This is a genomic window from Rathayibacter caricis DSM 15933 (assembly GCF_003044275.1).
Classification (GTDB): domain Bacteria; phylum Actinomycetota; class Actinomycetes; order Actinomycetales; family Microbacteriaceae; genus Rathayibacter; species Rathayibacter caricis.
Map to the genome: position 1 here is coordinate 3593324 of NZ_PZPL01000001.1, position 16124 is coordinate 3609447.

Sequence of the window (16124 nt, forward strand, 5' to 3'; positions counted from 1 at the left end):
ACTCGGATCGGGGCCCGGTGGCATTCTGACAGATCCAGACGCGCGCCAGGATCGGAGCATGAGCACCCTCCCCGTCACCGACCGCACCCGAGTCACCCGGATCCGCGAGCGGCAGGTCACCGACCGCGCCGTCCTCGACGCCCTGCTCGAGGAGGCGCTCGTCGCGCACGTGGCCGTGGTGCGCGACGGCGCCGCGATCGTGCTGCCGATCCTGTTCGCGCGCGACGGCGACTCCCTCCTGCTGCACGGGTCGAGCGGAGGAGGACTGCTGCGCTCCGCCGCACAGGGCTCGCTGCTGACGGTGTCGGTCTCGCTCCTCGACGGACTCGTGGTGGCGCGGTCCACCTTCGACAGCTCGATGAACTACCGCTCGGCGATGATCCTCGGCGCGGCCGAGACCCTGGAGGGCGAGGAGAAGCGCCGGGCGCTCGACGTGCTTGTCGACCGCCTGCTCCCCGGACGCGCGCAGGAGGTGCGCCCCACCACTTCGCGGGAGATCGCCGCGACCCTGGTACTCCGGATGCCGCTGACCGAGGCGAGCGTCAAGATCCGCGCGGCAGGGCCCTCCGACGACGCCGAGCAGACGGACGGCGTCTGGGCCGGAGTCGTGCCGCTGGTCACCCGGACGCTGCCGCCGGTCCTCGCGACGGGAGTGCAGGGCTCGCCCCCGCCGTCGGTGGAGGCGTTCGTCCGGGGCGTCGACGCGACCCGGCCCGACCACTCCTGATCGGCGGGCTGCACGGGCAGCAGCGCCCTACTTCGCGTCCTGCCGCGGGAACACGACCTTCTGCACGACGATGATGATCGACGCGGCGACCGGGATCGCGACGAGCGCCCCGAGCACACCCGCGATGGTGCCTCCCGCGACGGCCGCGATCACGACGACGGCGCCGGGAACGGAGACAGCGCGCGCCATGATGCGCGGGCTGAGCACGTACGCCTCGACCTGCATGTAGACGAGGTAGTAGATCGCCGCGACGAGGGCGGTCAGCGGCGAGGCGAGCAGGCAGGCGAGCGAGATGATCGCCGCGCCCGAGATCGTGCCGACGAGCGGGATCAGCGATCCGAGGAACGCCACGCACGCGAGCAGCGCCGGCACCGGTCCGCCGATCGAGACCAGGAGGATGAACGTGAGGACGCCGTTGACGCCCGCGAGCGTCACCTGGCCCACCACGTAGCGGCCGACCGCTCCAGTGATCTCCTCGCCGACCTCGCGGGCCTTCGCGCGGTGCGAGGCCGGGGCGAAGCGGTAGGCGACCGACTTCATCGAGCGCAGCGACGCGAGGAAGTACAGGGTCAGGATCAGCACGATGATCGCGCCGGTGACGCCGCTGGCGATGCCGGTCCCGACAGCGAGCAGGCCGCCGCCGAGCGAGAGCAGGTTCTGCGGGTCGCCGATGAAGGTCTGGACGGTCTGGATCAGCTCGTCGACATTGATCACGCCCCGCAGCTGCTGCTCCAGATCGAGGACCCAGGGCTGCGAAGCGATGTCGGTGACGATCCGCGGGGCGTCGGTCACGAACAGAGTGAGCTGCGCCACCAGGATCGGGATGATGTAGAGGAGCAGCCCCGCGAAGCCCAGGACCACGACCGCGAACACGATGGTGATCGCGAGAGCGCGCGGGATCCTCTTGCGCTCGAGCCACGACACCAGCGGGTCCAGGCCCAGCGAGAAGAACAGCGCCACGAACACGTAGGTGAGCACCGTGCTGAGCTCGACCACGAGGCCGCCGAGCACCAGCGCGACGAGCACGCCCAGACCGCCGAAGAGGCCGATGCGGAACGAGCGGATGGTGAAGACCGGGCGCTCCTGGTCGGCCGACACGACGATGTCGGAATCGACCGCGGGCGGTGTCGGCGCCGCCGTGCGCCGTCGGGCGCGGGCGAACATGCGTCTGGTCCTCATGGGACGAGCGTAGCGGCGCGCAGAAGGCGCCCCTCCGCCTCGACCGGGACTTGACGCGGGTGCCGTCGTCCTGCCGTCAGCCCTCCGGATCGTGGTCGTCGACGGCCGGATCGTCGCGGTGCAGGGCGGCGTGGTGCTCCCACTCCTCCAGCAGGTGCTCGATCGCGGCGTGGAAGCGCTCGGTCGCCGCTCCCGGCCGGGTGTCGCCGAAGTAGTGCCCGACCCAGCGCTGCAGACGCTCAACGGCCTCCGCGTCGTGCTCGAGACCGTCGATCCGGGACGCGATCGATGAGGCGTCCCGGGCGAGGAGCCACTCCGCGTCGCCGAGATAGCCCGACTCGTCGACGTCGGCGTCGGCGCTCACGGGTCGCGTGACCATCAGGGGGCGCCCGGTCGCGAGTCGGTCGTAGACCATCGCCGACACGTCGAGGATCGCGACATCGGCGGCGGCCAGCTGCCAGCCGAGCTCGCCTCCCGTGTCGTGGACGTGCTGCGCACTGCGGTCGGCCGCGTTCGTCGCGGCGATCAGAGCGACGATCTCGCGGTTCGCCGCCCCGTAGGCGGGGTCGACCGCTCCGCTGCGGGGGTGCGGTCGGTAGACGAGGCGGAAGCGGCGATCGGCGAGGAGCGCTCTGCTGAGGGCGACGCCGTGGCTCGCGACGGAGCCGTAGCCCGCGGCCGCCCGGTCGCCCTCCCATGTCGGGGCGTACAGGACCACCTGGCGCTCGTCCGGAGTGAACGGCGTGCGGCCGGCGAAGTGGTCGGCCTGCGGACGGCCGATCGGGATCGCCCGCTTGGCGAAGTCGAAGTCCCAGAGCACCCGGTGCAGACGGGCGAGGGCGGCGTCCCCCGCGATGAAGCTGTAGTCGTAGGCCTTGAACTGGTTCGTCGTCATGTACATCTTGTCGCTCTCGCCGTGGTTGACGAAGACGTGCCAGCGGCGCCCGTAGCGCATCATCTGGAAGTTGCGCGCGTTCTGGTTGACGTACAGCACGATGCGCAGCGGCTGGCGGGCGATCGTGTCCTCGAGGTCGACGACCGACCGGACGTAGGCGACGGGGACCGGGCTCTCGCGCAGGAGGACCGCGGCGGCGCTCGCGTTCCGGGTCAGCAGGACGACCGGATGCGTCTTCGCGAGCTCGACCAGCGGGCGGTACCACTGCCGCACCTGGTACAGGTTGATGTCGCCGTCGGCGAAGTAGACGCCGATCTCGAAGCGGTCCTCGGGCAGGGGCGCCCGCTTGGCGAGGATCCGCGCCACGGTGGCCCTGGCCCGACGGGAGGCGAGCAGGTCGCTGCCGACCTTCCGCGCCAGTCGCGCATCCCGGACGAGACGGTGGAGGAGATCGCGGGACGTCATCGTTCCAGGCTACAAGCCTCCCCGCGCACGCCGGGGGCGCGCTCAGCGCGGAGTCGTCACCCGGAGCCAGACGAACTGCAGCGGAGCGAGCCGGAAGCCCTCGTGCAGGTCCACCGTGATCTCGGTCACGAGATCCAGGGCCACCGAATCGAGTCCGCCGAAGCGCTCCGGCGCGATCTCCTGCACCTCGTCCGAGACGTTCGCCAGCACGAGCAGGGCCTCGCCGTCGCCCGGGCGCTGGTAGCCGAGCACGTGGCGGTTCTGCGCGTCGAAGACGGTGAGGGCGTTGCCGGCGAACAGCGGCACCGCCTTGCGGATCGCGATGAGGTGCAGCAGACCGCCGAAGATCTCGCCCGCGTCGGTCCCCGGGGTCTCGCGCTGGGCGTAGCGCTCGGAGGGGCGGCGGGGCCGGTTGACCCAGCGCGAGTCGCCCGCGGTGGTGGGGTCCTCCCGGTAGCCGTAGTCGTTCAGCTGGCCGACCTCGTCGCCGAGGTAGAGCAGCGGCAGCCCGCCCGTGCTGAGCGCGATCGAGTGGGCGAGGAGGACCCGCTCGATGCCGTAGGGATCGCCCGCCTCGACGCCGGCGAGCGAGGCCGTCGTCCCCGAGACGCGGCGGTCGCCGGTGCGCGGGTTCTCCTGGAACGGGACGCCCCGCGCGAAGCTGCCGTCGAAGCGGTCGGTGTAGAAGTCGTTGAGGAACCGGCGGTGGCCCACAGCATCGATCCCGAGCTCTGCGGCGTCCTCGTCGGCGAAGGTCCAGCCGATGTCGTCGTGGCCGCGCACGTAGTTGACCCACGCCGTGCCCTCCGGCAGCGCGTGGCGGCGCTCGAGGGCCTGCGCGAGGAGCCGGACGTCGCGCGTCGCGAGCGCCTCCCAGGTCAGCGCCATCTGCAGCGGGTTGTACGAGAGCTGGCACTCCTGCACGTCGATGTACTCGACGACCTCGTCCGGGTGCACGATCGCCTCGGACTTGAACAGCAGCGACGGAGCGGCCAGGCGGCACACCTCGTTGAAGGCCCGCAGCAGCAGGTGCGCCTCGGGGCGCGACTCCGACGTCGTGCCGAGCTCCTTCCAGATGAACGCGACTGCGTCCATCCGGAGGGCGTCGATCCCGTGGTTGGCGAGGAACAGCATCTCGCCCGCCATCGCGCGGAAGACCTCGGGGTTGGAGTAGTTGAGGTCCCACTGGTAGCGGTGGAACGTCGCCCAGACCCAGCGGCCGTCCTCCAGAGGGACGAAGGAGCCGGGGTGGTCCTCGGGGAAGATCTCGCGGGTCGTCCGCTCGAAGGCGTCCGGCTGCTCGCGGTCCGGGAAGATCCAGTAGTAGTCCTCGAACCGCTTCTCGCCGGCGAGCGCCCGCTGCGCCCACTCGTGCTCGTTCGAGGTGTGGTTGAAGACGAAGTCGACGACGAGGGCGATGCCCTGCGCGCGGAGGTCCGCGGCGAGCAGGCGCAGCTGGTCCATGTCTCCGAGGTCCGGCCGCACCCGGCGGTAGCTCGACACCGCGTAGCCGCCGTCGGACTCGCCCTCGGGCGCGTCGAAGAGCGGCATCAGGTGCAGGTAGTTGAGTCCGATCTCCCGGAAGTACGGGATCTCGGCCCGGAGGCCCTCGAGGTCGCCGGCGTAGCGGTCGACGTAGCAGACGCCGCCGAGCGCCGTGTTCGAGAGGAACCAGTCGGGCTGCTGCTCGCGGGTGCGGTCGAGAGCGCGGAGCTCCTCGGGGCGCTGGGCCCTGGCTGCGGCGGCGAGGGCCACGACGCCGAGGATCTGCTCGGCGAGGTCCTCGCGGTGACCGTAGACCTGGGCGAGCAGCTCCACCAGGCGCGGGAGGTGCGCCTCGAGACGAGCGCGGAACTCGTCGTCGTCGCCGACCACGTCCCCCTCGTCGAGGTGCTCGCGCACCGTGGAGAGCAGCTGCGTCGAATCGAACACCGTCGTCCTTCCGGGGGGCATCCGCCCCGGCGGGAGCGGCTGCCCCGATGCTAGACGATGGGCGGACGACCGGCGAAACCCATGCGGAGCACCGTCCGCCACGACAGCACGCGCCGCGGACCGGCGTCCGTGCGCCACCCCTCCCGCCAGCCCGCGAACCAGGCGCGCAGGGCCGGAGCGTCCCGCGCCCAGCGCAGACACTGGATCGCGGTCCACGAGCCGACGTAGGCGAGGGCCAGCGGAGCGGGCAGGTTGCGCCGCGCGAGCCAGACGCGGTTGCGCGCGTTGAGCCGGTAGTAGTCGGCGTGCCGGGTCTGCTGGATCACCGGGTGGTGCGCGACGAGCTCGCCCGCGTACCAGGTGGTGCGGCCCGTGTCCCAGACCCGCCAGGCCAGCTCGATGCCCTCGTGGGCGTAGAAGAACGGATCGGCCCAGCCGCCGATCTCCTCGAACACGTCGCGGCGCAGCACGACGGCGCCCTCCCAGACCGAGAAGACCGGTCCGGAGCGCCGCGGGTCGCCCTTCAGGATCCGCGGGATCCAGCGCCGCGGGGCGGGAGTGCCGTCGGTGCTGTCGACGCGCGGCTGCACGAGTCCGATGCGCCGCGGAGACCGGAGCAGTGCGATCGCATCGCGGAGGAAGTCCGGGGACGGCACGCGCGCGTCGTCGTCGAGGAAGAACAGGTACTCGCCGCGGGTCGCGGGCACACCGGCGTTCCTCCCGGCCGGGATCCCGAGGTTCTCGGGGAGCGCGAGCGGGCGCACCCCGTCGGGCAGGCCCTCGGGGGTCCAGCCGTTCCCGACGCAGACCACGTCGAGCTCCACACCGCGCTGGGCGAGGACGCTCGCGAGTCCGGCCGCGAGGTCGTCGGGCCGCGTGCCCTGGGTCAGGACGACGACGCCGACGCGGGGCAGCGCCTCCGGAACCGCGTCAGGAGCGGACACGCTGCGAGGCCATGATCGCGACGAAGTGCCCGGCGAGGGCGAGCAGCGCGAGCGGCAGGAGCGCCGACACCAGCCCGCGGTCGGCGGTGCCCGCTCCGATCACCAGGCCGACGAGCGAGGCGGCGAAGGCGAGCATCGTGAGCTCGACGGAGTGGTAGAGGCGGTGGAACGGCACGAAGCGCGCGGCTCGGCGCAGCGCCGCGAGCCCGGACGACGACGGGACGGCCTCGCCCTTCGTGTCGGCCAGCTTCGTCAGCCCGGCGTTCGCGCGCGCCACGTGCACCATGTCGTTGAGCGCCTTGTTCAGCACGATGACCAGCGCCAGCGCGAGGCCGATCGTGGTCCAGAGGAAGTCGCCCGGCGCCTCGAACGGGAAGCCCGCGGCTCGGAGGCCCAGAGCGATCGGGATGAGCGACTCCGTCGTGTAGTGGCCCACCTTGTCGAGGAACACGCCGGCCGGCGAGGAGGTGCGCCGCCAGCGAGCGACCTCGCCGTCGCAGCAGTCGACCAGCATCTGCAGCTGCCCGAGGAGCAGTGCCAGCGCGGCGCCGGCGACTCCCGGGATCAGCAGCGCGGCGGCCGCGCTCCAGCCGACGAGGATCATCAGACCCGTGACGCCGTTCGCCGAGATCGACGTGCGCAGCAGCACCCAGGTCAGGTACGGCGAGAAGCGGCGGAGGTAGAGCGATGCCGTCCAGTGCTCGGCGTTGCGACGCCCGCGCACCTCGGGGGGCTGCGCGACGGCCTTCAGCTCGGCGATGGATCGGGGTCTCGTGGTCGCGGTCATGCGCCCCTCGCAGTGTCGGTGCCGTCGGTGCCGGTCGGTACTCCCTGCGTGCGCGGCTGGTTGCGGGCGGCCGAGATGTTGCTCGTCAGCCCGGCGAAGCCGAGCACGAACCCGGTGCCCCACGCCACGTGGATCGACGGGATCACGACGGCGAACCACAGCATCGCACGCGGGCCGTCGACCCGGGCGACGGCGACGGTGGCGGCCGCGACGAGCAGGAGGTACCCGGCAGGGACCGCGAATCCGAGCAGCAGCCAGGGCGCCGCGCCGACGAGCGCCTGCACGACCCCGGCGAGACCGAGGAGCAGCCCCAGGGCGAGCAGCGCGACGAGCACGGGCGGAGCGAAGTAGCGCAGCGACCGGGACGCCGGGAACAGGCGGGTCAGCTCGCCGCGCCACATCCCCGTCGAGAGGAACTGGCGGAGCAGCGCGCGCATCGACGGACGGGGGCGGTAGGTGACCGTGAGCCGCGGAGTGAACCAGACCGTGCCGCCCTGCTCGCGCAGCCGGCGGTTCAGCTCCCAGTCCTGGCCGCGCTTGAAGCGCTCGTCGAACAGGCCGGCCCGCTCGAGAGCCGACCGCCGGAACACGCCGAGGTAGACGGTCTCGGCCGGTCCCTCCGCTCCGCCGACGTGGTGCGGGGTGCCGCCGAGGCCGATGCGCGAGCCGTAGGCGCGGGCGACGGCGCGCTGGAACGGCGTGAGCCCCTCCGCCGCCATGACGCCGCCGACGTTGTCCGCGCCGGACCGCTGGAGCGTCTCGACCGCCACCCGCGCGTAGTCGCGCGGCAGCACCGAGTGGGCGTCGACCCGCACGACGACCGGGTGACGGGAGGCGCGGATCGCCGCGTTCAGGCCGGCGGGAGTGGAGCCGACGCCGTTGGGCACCACGCGGATCCGCGGATCGGCGGCGCTCAGCTGCTCGACGAGCGCCTCGGTGCCGTCGATGCTCGGGGCGACGGCGAGGACGACGTCGAAGGGACCGGTGTAGTCCTGGGCGAGCAGCGAGTCGACCGCGGCGCGGACGTGCGTGACCTCGTTCAGCACGGGCATGACGTACGAGACGCCGGGCAGGCCGGAGAGGTCGTCCGTCGAGGCCTGGTCCGTCGGGTTCTCGGGCTGCATGTGTCCAGTTCGTGCGGGAGGATCCGGCCGCTCGAGAGCGTCCGGGCAGAAGTCCGCCCCACACTAGCAGCAGCCCCCGGGGACGGATCCGCGGGGGCTGCCGATGGTGCGGAAGGAGCGGATCAGCTGGTCGCCATGGTGCCCAGCGTCGCGTCGAGCTCGTAGCTCTGGCCGCTGCGGACGTAGGTGATCTGCACGTCGGCCTCGGCCGCGCGGGCGCGCACCTGCGCGGTCAGGTCGGACGCGTTCGTGATGGGGGTGCCGTCGATCCCCGTGACGATGTCGCCCGCCCGGAGGCCGGCGGCCTCGGCGGCGCCGCCCGAGGTGACCTCGCGGATGGCTGCGCCAAGGACGTCCTCCGTGGAGTCGGTGACGCTCGCCCCGAGCAGGCCGTGCGTCGCCGATCCGTTCTCGATGATCTCCTTCGCGATGCGCTCGGCGACCGCGCTCGGAACGGCGAAGCCGACTCCGATGTTGCCGCTCTGGTCGCCCGAGCTCGAGGAGCCCGCGCTCGCGATGGCGACGTTGACCCCGATGAGCTCGCCGTCGCTGTCGAGCAGCGCACCGCCCGAGTTGCCCGGGTTGATGGCCGCGTCGGTCTGGATGACCGGCAGCGAGATCGTGCTCGTCGCCTGCGTCTGCGGAGCCTGACCCGGGATGTCGAAGTTGAACGGGCTGTCGGTGCCGCCGCTCGAACTGTCGCCGGAGTCGTCCGGCGCCGCGGAGGAGGCGACCTGGATGCTGCGGTTGAGCGCGCTGACGATGCCGTCGGTGACCGTGCCCGAGAGGCCCAGCGGCGCTCCGATCGCGACGGCGGTGTCGCCGACGTTGATCTCGGAGGAGTCGGCGAAGGTGATCGGAGTGAGATCGCTCGCGTCGGTCAGCTTGATGACGGCGAGGTCGAGGGTCGGGTCGGTGCCGACGATGGTCGCGTCGAAGATCCGGCCGTCGCTCGTGGTGACCGTGACCGCCGCGTCGGCGACGCCTCCGTCGAGGGTGACGACGTGGGTGTTGGTGAGCACGTAGCCGTCGTCGGACAGGACGATGCCCGAGCCGGTGCCCGCCGACGAGCCGCCGCTCACCGCGATCGTCACGACGCTCGGAGTGGCCTTCGCGGCCACCGCGGTCGCCGTGGTCGCGTCCTCGGCGTTGTTCACCGTGATGGTCTGCCCGCCGCCGGCGGAGACGACGCGGGTGGCGGAGCCGTTCGATGCCGACCAGAGGCCGAACACGCCGGCGCCGGCCACTCCCCCGACGACCGCGCCGATGGCGAGGGCGGCGACGACGCTGACGCCGGCACGGCGCTTGGCGGGAGCGGTCGTCGGCGCGGGCGGCTGCTCGCCGCCGGGGCCGAACGCGCTCGAGGAGGGCGGGTTCTCGGAGCTGTGGACCGTGTTCGCCGCGGGCGGTGCGTACTGGCCGTACCGGGGGGCGGGTGCGACGGGGCGCGCCTCGTCACCCGTGGAGGAGGCGGGCTGGGGGCCGCCGCAGGGTGCGCGGGTGCCTCGTGGCGGGGCGCGGACGCCTCGGGCAGCGGGAGGGTGGGGTGCTCGGACCCGCGGCCCTGCTCGGCCGCCGCGGACGCCTGCGGGTCCGTCGGCGTGGTGGGATCCTCGGGCTGACGAGGACCCTCGTGACTCTCGGTCATGGGTAGTGCTCCTTCCAAGCTCAGTCAGCTTGGCCACCGAACCTGGGGGTTCCTTATGACCGGGCTGGAAGCGGGACTCGAAGTCCACACCCGCCCGAGCGTGCAGACTGGGGCCGTGAGCATCCACGGATCCTGGACCCGCGCCGCCGCGGGCGCCGGCCTACTCGGTCCCCGCGGCGAGGTCGCCGCCACCGTCTTCAGCGAGATGAGCGCGCTCGCGCAGCGCACCGGCGCGATCAACCTCGGTCAGGGCTTCCCCGACGAGGACGGACCGCGCGAGGTGCTCGAGACCGCGCGCGAGGCCATCGCGTCGGGCCTGAACCAGTACCCGCCGGGTCCGGGCTTCCCGGTCCTCCGCACCGCGGTCGCCGCGCACCAGGAGCGCTTCTACGGTCTCCAGCCCGATCCGGACGGCGAGGTCCTCGTCACCACCGGCGCCACCGAGGCCCTCGCCGCGACCCTCCTCGCCCTGCTGGAGCCCGGGGACGAGGTCGTCACGTTCACTCCGCATTACGACGCGTACGGGGCGTTGATCGCCCTCGCCCGGGGCGTGCACCGGACGGTGCTGCTGCGCGGACCGGATTTCTCGGTCGACCACGCGGAGCTGGAGGCGGCGGTCACGGATCGCACGCGGATCATCCTCGTCAACGACCCGCACAACCCGACCGGCTCGGTGCTGCCGGTCGAGACCCTCGAGCTGATCGTGCGGCTCGCGCACCGGCACGACGCGCTGATCGTGACCGACGAGGTCTACGAGCACCTCCGCTTCGACTCGCCGCACGTGCCGATCGCGACCCTGCCCGGCGCATGGGAGCGCACGCTGACGATCTCGTCGGCCGGGAAGACGTTCAGCACCACCGGGTGGAAGATCGGCTGGATCACCGGGCCGCGCGAGCTGATCACGGCGGTCCTCGCGGTCAAGCAGTTCCTCACATACGTCAGCGGCTCGCCGTTCCAGGGGGCGGTCGCCCGGGGTCTGGGGCTCGACGACTCCTTCTTCCGCGGGATCGCGGGCACCCTCGAGCGCAAGCGCGACATCCTCTCGGCCGGGCTCGCGGCCGCGGGCTTCGCGGTGTCGCCCTCGTCCGGGAGCTACTTCGTCGTGGCCGACGCGGCTCCCCTGGGCTGGACCGACGGGACGGCGTTCTGCCGGTCGCTCCGGGAGCTCGCGGGTGTGGTCGCGGTGCCGGTCTCGGCCTTCTGCCGGCCGGAGGACGCGGCCGGGTACCGCTCGCTGGTGCGCTTCGCCTTCTGCAAGCGGTTCGAGGTGCTCGAGGAGGCGGCCGGGCGGCTCGCCCGCCTGCGGGCCTGACGGGGTCCTCCGCGGACCCGTCGGCGGCTCCTACAGCGGACGGACCGTGAAGCGCCGCAGGGCGAGCGCCGGGTTCTTCGCGCGCGCCGCGTCGATCCGCTCGCGGGACAGCCAGGCGACCGCCACGTCCTCGGCCTCGCCGAGCGTCGCGATCTCGACGCCCATCGGGTCGACGATCATGCTGTTCCCGACGCCGATCGGCGGCGTCTGGTCGGCGGCGACGAGGTAGATCGTGTTCTCGAGCGCCCGTGCGGTGACGAGCGTGCGCCAGTGCGCCTCCTTGAGCGGCCCCCTGACCCACTCGGCGGGCGCGGCGACGACATCCGCCCCCGCGTCGACGAGCCAGCGCGTCACCTCCGGGAAGCGGAGGTCGTAGCAGGTCTGGAGCCCCACGACGAGGTCGCCGACGGCGAAGGTCTCGGGCACGCCGATCTCGCCGGGGGCGATCCACTCCGACTCGGTCTGCCCGAACGCGTCGTAGAGGTGGAGCTTGCGGTAGTGCGCGACCAGCGCGCCCTCGGGATCCACGGCGACGAGCGTGTTGGCGACGCGGCGCTCCCCCTCGATGGCCTCGACCATGCCGGCGACCACGAACACGTCGAGCTCGCGGGCGATCGCTCCGAGCCCCTGCACGAAGGCGCCGTCGAGCGGCTCCCCCGCGGCGAGCGTCCCGGGACCGAGCGGGTCGGCGAAGGAGGAGCTGTACTCGGGGAGCACGACCACGCGCGCCCCGCGCTGCACGGCGACCTCGACGAGTCGCCGGATGGTCGCGAGGTTCTCGTCGCGGTCGGCGACCGGCGCGAACTGGGCGACGGCGAATCCGATGCCCGCAGCGGGTCGGGTGGACACGATCAGCTCGGCGGGTAGAGGAAGAGCGGCACGCTCGAGGCCGGGATCGTGCGCGTGTGGTACGAGTGGTCGTTGCCCCAGTTGTACTCCTCCAGCGAGACCGTGCCGTCGGAGTTGACCGACTGCACGTACGCCACGTGGTTGCCGGTGAACCAGGCGACGCTGCCGGGGACCGGAGTGGTGCTGGTCTGCCATCCGTGGGAGGCCCACTGGCCCGCCCACGCGTAGGCGCTGCCGCCGCCGGGGGTCATGTTGCCCCAGGTCCACTTCCACGGCGCACCGGTCGAGCCCTGGTCGCGATTGAGGCGCCACGCCACGAAGTCGACGCACTCGCGGTAGTAGTAGCGCAGCGGTGAGAGGCCGCCGCCCTGGTCGTCGGTGAGCTGGTCGCGCCAGGGGTAGTCGTCGCCCTCCTCGCGGGGAGTGACGGAGGTGCTCGAGGAGCCGGGTGCCGCCGTCGGGTCCGCGGCCGCCGACGCTGCCAGCTCGGCCTCGCGGGCGGCCTTCTCGGCGGCCTCGGCGAGGGCGCGGGCCTGGGCGGCCGCCTCGTCGAGCTGCTGCTGGGTGGGCGCGGTGAAGGAGTCGCGGATCACCTGCTCCTGGGCGGCCGATGCCGACACGGTGAGCTTCTGCGTGCCGAGGGCGCGGATGCGCGCCTCCGCCTCGATCGCGGCCTGCGAGTCGTCGGCGGGGTCGAACGAGTAGGCGGGGAGCGCCATGACGGCGACCATGCCGGCGATCGCGGCCACCGCGGCGGTGCTGACCGCTCCGCGGAGCACCGCGGCCTTGCGGCGGCGCACGGGCGGAACGGAGGGGACCCGCGGAGCGAGGACGGGCGAGGTCACGGCGAGGACGGGAGCGTCCGGGGCCGCGCGGCGGCCGGCGGCGGCGCGAGCGGGTCGATCGCCGCGATGGGCGGCCTCTCCCGGGACGGAGTCGGAGAGCGAGGACGCCAGCGACGCCTCGGCGGCCCGGCGACTGCGCCGGGTCGGGTGGTCGATCGCTCCGGATCCGTCGCCGGCCGTCGGAGTCCCGTCCACCTGTTCGTCCGTCACACCGTCACCCTTCGCGTCCCCGTCGAGGATACCGGCCGACCACCTCCGACACACCGCCCTGCGACACCCGGCACGGCGACCCTGCTCACCCGTCCCGGAGAGGATGGGCGAGCTCGTCCGGGCCCAGCCGTGCGAGCAGGAGCGTGACGACCGCCGATGCCGCCGCGAGCACGCCGACCACCGCGAACGTCGGCGCGATCCCGACCGCTTCGCCCACCGGGCCCGCGACGGCCATCGACACCGGCATCAGAGCGAGGGACACGAAGAAGTCGAGGCTCGACACGCGCCCGAGCAGCGCCGACGGCACCCTCTGCTGCAGGAGCGTCCCCCACAGCACCTGCGCCGCCGCCCCGGTGACGCCGTCGAGGAAGAGGATCGCCGCGATCATCCACAGCTGGTCGACGACGCCGAGCAGGACGAAGGGCAGCGCACCGAAGCCCCACAGCAGGATCATCGTGGTCAGGTAGCGGCGCGGCACGGGGCGCGAGGAGACGACGAGGGATCCGACGACGCCGCCCACGCCGTAGGCCGTCAGGGCGAGCGCGTAGCCCGAGGCGCCGGTCCCGGTCTGATCGCGCACCGCGAAGGGCACGAGCACCTCGATCGGACCGACGACCAGGAACACGAGGACGATCGCGAACAGCAGCGTCGCGAGCAGCCACCGCGTGCGCACCATGTAGCCGAAACCTTCGCGGAGGTCGCGGACCGCCGAGCCGAGCGCGCTCCCTCCGGCGTCTACGGCCCGCTCGAACGGGACGGGTCCCACCAGGAGCAGTCCCGCGAGTGCGAGCGCGTACCCGACCGCCGCGACGGCGAACGCCGCCGACGGCGCCGACACCGCGATCACCGCACCCGCGACCGCGGGCCCGGCGGCGCTCTGAGCGATCGGGCGCAGAGCCCCCTCGACGCCGTTCGCGGCGAGGAGCTGATCGGCCGGCAGCAGGCGAGGGAGGAGCGCGGAGTACGCCGGGAAGAAGAACGCCTCGCCGACGCCGAGCACGAACGCGACCGCGGTCAGCTGCCAGACCGTGAGGATCCCGGCCGACGAGAGGGCGACCGCGGCGAGGACGACGAGCACCCGCACCGCCTCGACGACGATCAGGATGCGCCGCTGCGGCACCCGATCGGCCAGCACTCCCCCGAGCAGGACCGCGAGCACGAGGCCGAGGGCGCTGGCCGTCGCCACCAGCGAGACGTCCCCGGGGCCGCCGCCGAGGGCGATGACCTGCCAGACGAGGGCGACGATCCACACCCCGCTCGCGAGGAGGGAGAGGCCGAGGGAGCCGGCGAGGAAGCGGTAGCCGCGCGTCTCGAAGGGGCGGAGCGCGCGAGGGAGGGCCGGGGCCATGCCGATCCCTCCTCCGCGGTGGTGACGCGGGCAGCCGACCAGAGTAGCGTCTGGCCCGAGAGGGCGGCAACGGCGCCACCCGCGGAGGGAAGTGATGCACCGTGGTCCGGAGCGAGCGCGTGTTCAGCGGTTTCAGCGTCGACGACATCGAGGCGGCGAGGGCCTTCTACGGGACGACGCTGGGGTTCGACGTGTCGCTCAACTCGATGGGCATCCTCGAGATCGCCCTCCCCGGTGGAGGTCACGCGATCGCGTATCCCAAGCAGGACCACGTGCCCGCGACCTTCACGATCCTGAACCTCTCGGTCGAGTCGGTCGACGACGCGGTGGCGGAGCTGAACCGCGCCGACGTCGTGACGAAGATCTACGACGACGACGAGCTCCCCACCGACGCGACCGGAGTGATGCGCGGACACGGCCCGGAGATCGCGTGGTTCCGCGACCCGGCGGGCAACGTGCTGAGCGTGATCGCCGCGGACTGAACCGGAGCTCGATGCGCCCGCTGCCCGGGCTGCTCGATCAGCACGAGGAGAGGCGACCTCCACGGGCCGGGCACGCGGAGGCAGACCTCCAGACAGGAGACCCCGTCTGCCTGCTGGTCGAGTAGCCCCGCAGGGGCGTATCGAGACCCGCATCCCCTGACCGTCGGTCACCGTGCCGCGACCCTCACAGCACGGAGTGCGGGAGGCGGGGCCGCTGGAGTACGTGGATCTCGATACGCACGCTGCGCGGGCTACTCGATCAGCAGGAGACGCGGGCTGCTCGATCGGCGAAGGGGCGACAATCGGGTGCCCGTTAACGACGAAACCCGGCCTCCGAGGAGACCGGGTTTCGCTTTCTTGTTGCGGGGGCAGGATTTGAACCTACGACCTCTGGGTTATGAGCCCAGCGAGCTACCGAACTGCTCCACCCCGCGGCACAAGAGAAGACATTACACGCGGATCGCGAGCGATGCAAATCGAGAGGCAGGAGGCGGCAGGGTCCGACCGTCAGCGCCGCTTCACGGCCGTGATCGCGAGCGCCAGCGGCAGCCACTCCCGGTCGGGCCAGGACCACACTCCGTCGCTCTCGACGAGCTGCGGAACGACCCGCCACGGCGCGATCGGCTCCTCGCGCAGCTCCGTCAGAGACAGGCCCGCACCGAGCAGCGCCGACACGATCGAGCCGATCGGGTGGCTGAACTCGTGGGCGCGAACGTTCTCGAACGAGGCGTCCGACACCGCGTAGTCACCCGAGTTCTCGACGACGACGGGCTCGCCGCGGCCGTCGTAGGGCTGCTGGAACCGCGGCTCCTGCCCCTCGGGCGAGCCGGTGAAGACCGCCGCTGCGGGGTGCGTGTCGACGAAGACGAAGGAGCCGCCGGGAGCGAGGAACCACTCCACGATGCGCGCCCACTCGACGAGGTCCGGCAGCCAGACGACGGTGCCCCAGGTGGTGACGACGACGTCGAACGAGTCGGGCTCCGGCAGCATGTGCCGCAGCTCGTAGAGGTTGGCGCAGACGAAGCGGGCGCGGTCCGTGAGGCCCAGCTCCGCCGCGAGCTCGCGCGCCTTGCGCACGGCCGGCATCGAGAAGTCGACTCCGATGACGTCCGCGCCGCGCTGGGCGAGCGCCAGGGTGTCGGCGCCGAAGTGGCACTGCAGATGCAGCACCCGCTTGCCCTCCCAGCCGTCGGGCGCGACGCGGGCGAGCGACTCCTCCTCGACGGGGAAGAGCCGGCCCGCCCCGCCGCGCAGCGCCGACAGGTCGTAGAACGAGCTGTCGACGTGCGCGGCGACGCGCTCGTCCCAGAGGGCGCGGTTCAGATCGAGCCACTCCCCCGAGCGCAGGTGCTCGCCGCGGTCGACCTGGACCATCGT

14 protein-coding genes and 1 tRNA gene are annotated in these 16124 nt (G+C 72.6%); 3 read left to right on the forward strand and 12 right to left on the reverse strand.

Going from position 1 to position 16124, the window contains the following annotated elements:
* The first annotated feature begins 58 nt into the window (after positions 1-58).
* Positions 59-727: a pyridoxamine 5'-phosphate oxidase family protein gene (locus C1I63_RS16825; RefSeq protein ID WP_107575509.1), complete on the forward strand. Its 669-nt coding sequence runs from the start codon at positions 59-61 to the stop codon at positions 725-727.
* A 27-nt stretch (positions 728-754) separates the two neighbouring features.
* Here C1I63_RS16825 and C1I63_RS16830 read toward each other — a convergent pair whose 3' ends face one another.
* From C1I63_RS16830 to C1I63_RS16860, 7 genes are all read right to left on the reverse strand, one after another.
* The gene (locus C1I63_RS16830; RefSeq protein WP_244907137.1) at positions 755-1906 is read right to left on the reverse strand and encodes an AI-2E family transporter; all 1152 of its coding nucleotides are present in this window, start codon (positions 1904-1906) and stop codon (positions 755-757) included.
* A 76-nt stretch (positions 1907-1982) separates the two neighbouring features.
* Positions 1983-3266 carry a hypothetical protein gene (locus tag C1I63_RS16835; RefSeq protein WP_107575511.1) on the reverse strand — a complete coding sequence of 428 codons (1284 nt, stop codon included), beginning with the start codon at positions 3264-3266 and terminating at the stop codon, positions 1983-1985.
* 42 nt (positions 3267-3308) lie between these two features.
* A complete protein-coding gene (locus C1I63_RS16840; protein WP_425326981.1) occupies positions 3309-5198 on the reverse strand; it encodes an amylosucrase in 1890 nt (629 codons plus the stop codon).
* Between the two features lie 50 nt (positions 5199-5248).
* Positions 5249-6142 (reverse strand): glycosyltransferase family 2 protein, encoded by an 894-nt coding sequence (locus C1I63_RS16845; protein WP_107575513.1) that lies wholly within the window; start codon positions 6140-6142, stop codon positions 5249-5251.
* Positions 6129-6929 carry a CDP-alcohol phosphatidyltransferase family protein gene (locus C1I63_RS16850; protein WP_107575514.1) on the reverse strand — a complete coding sequence of 267 codons (801 nt, stop codon included), beginning with the start codon at positions 6927-6929 and terminating at the stop codon, positions 6129-6131. The genes C1I63_RS16845 and C1I63_RS16850 overlap by 14 nt, the downstream gene beginning before the upstream one ends.
* Complete coding sequence (locus tag C1I63_RS16855) at positions 6926-8053, reverse strand: glycosyltransferase family 2 protein (RefSeq protein WP_082481577.1); 1128 nt, start codon at positions 8051-8053, stop codon at positions 6926-6928. The genes C1I63_RS16850 and C1I63_RS16855 overlap by 4 nt, the downstream gene beginning before the upstream one ends.
* A gap of 122 nt (positions 8054-8175) precedes the next feature.
* Entirely contained in the window at positions 8176-9300 is a 1125-nt protein-coding gene (locus C1I63_RS16860; protein ID WP_280523129.1) for a S1C family serine protease, read from the reverse strand.
* A gap of 516 nt (positions 9301-9816) precedes the next feature.
* On the opposite strand from C1I63_RS16860, the gene C1I63_RS16865 reads away from it, so the two are divergent.
* Positions 9817-11013, forward strand: a complete 1197-nt coding sequence (locus tag C1I63_RS16865; protein ID WP_107575930.1) for an aminotransferase class I/II-fold pyridoxal phosphate-dependent enzyme — start codon at positions 9817-9819, stop codon at positions 11011-11013.
* Positions 11014-11043: 30 nt separating this feature from the next.
* Here C1I63_RS16865 and C1I63_RS16870 read toward each other — a convergent pair whose 3' ends face one another.
* From C1I63_RS16870 to C1I63_RS16880, 3 genes are all read right to left on the reverse strand, one after another.
* Positions 11044-11862, reverse strand: a complete 819-nt coding sequence (locus tag C1I63_RS16870) for a carbon-nitrogen hydrolase family protein (protein WP_244907138.1) — start codon at positions 11860-11862, stop codon at positions 11044-11046.
* Between the two features lie 2 nt (positions 11863-11864).
* On the reverse strand, positions 11865-12917 hold the full coding sequence (locus C1I63_RS20155; RefSeq protein ID WP_146168481.1) for a CHAP domain-containing protein: 1053 nt from the start codon (positions 12915-12917) through the stop codon (positions 11865-11867).
* 85 nt (positions 12918-13002) lie between these two features.
* Positions 13003-14265 (reverse strand): MFS transporter, encoded by a 1263-nt coding sequence (locus tag C1I63_RS16880; RefSeq protein ID WP_107575516.1) that lies wholly within the window; start codon positions 14263-14265, stop codon positions 13003-13005.
* Between the two features lie 101 nt (positions 14266-14366).
* Here C1I63_RS16880 and C1I63_RS16885 point away from each other — a divergent pair, with 101 nt between their 5' ends.
* Positions 14367-14747 (forward strand): VOC family protein, encoded by a 381-nt coding sequence (locus tag C1I63_RS16885; RefSeq protein WP_055793643.1) that lies wholly within the window; start codon positions 14367-14369, stop codon positions 14745-14747.
* Between the two features lie 360 nt (positions 14748-15107).
* Here C1I63_RS16885 and C1I63_RS16890 read toward each other — a convergent pair.
* Together C1I63_RS16890 and C1I63_RS16895 are read right to left on the reverse strand one after the other, a co-directional pair.
* Positions 15108-15181 (reverse strand) — tRNA-Met (locus tag C1I63_RS16890).
* Between the two features lie 73 nt (positions 15182-15254).
* Positions 15255-16121 (reverse strand): class I SAM-dependent methyltransferase, encoded by an 867-nt coding sequence (locus C1I63_RS16895; protein WP_055793645.1) that lies wholly within the window; start codon positions 16119-16121, stop codon positions 15255-15257.
* Positions 16122-16124: the final 3 nt, after the last annotated feature.

Coding starts and splice junctions, on each gene's coding strand:
- C1I63_RS16825 (WP_107575509.1), top strand. CDS start 59: ATGAGCACCCTCCCCGTCACCGACCGCACCCGAGTCACCCGGATCCGC.
- C1I63_RS16895 (WP_055793645.1), bottom strand. CDS start 16,121: ATGGTCCAGGTCGACCGCGGCGAGCACCTGCGCTCGGGGGAGTGGCTC.
- C1I63_RS16830 (WP_244907137.1), bottom strand. CDS start 1,906: ATGAGGACCAGACGCATGTTCGCCCGCGCCCGACGGCGCACGGCGGCG.
- C1I63_RS16880 (WP_107575516.1), bottom strand. CDS start 14,265: ATGGCCCCGGCCCTCCCTCGCGCGCTCCGCCCCTTCGAGACGCGCGGC.
- C1I63_RS16850 (WP_107575514.1), bottom strand. CDS start 6,929: ATGACCGCGACCACGAGACCCCGATCCATCGCCGAGCTGAAGGCCGTC.
- C1I63_RS16835 (WP_107575511.1), bottom strand. CDS start 3,266: ATGACGTCCCGCGATCTCCTCCACCGTCTCGTCCGGGATGCGCGACTG.
- C1I63_RS16855 (WP_082481577.1), bottom strand. CDS start 8,053: ATGCAGCCCGAGAACCCGACGGACCAGGCCTCGACGGACGACCTCTCC.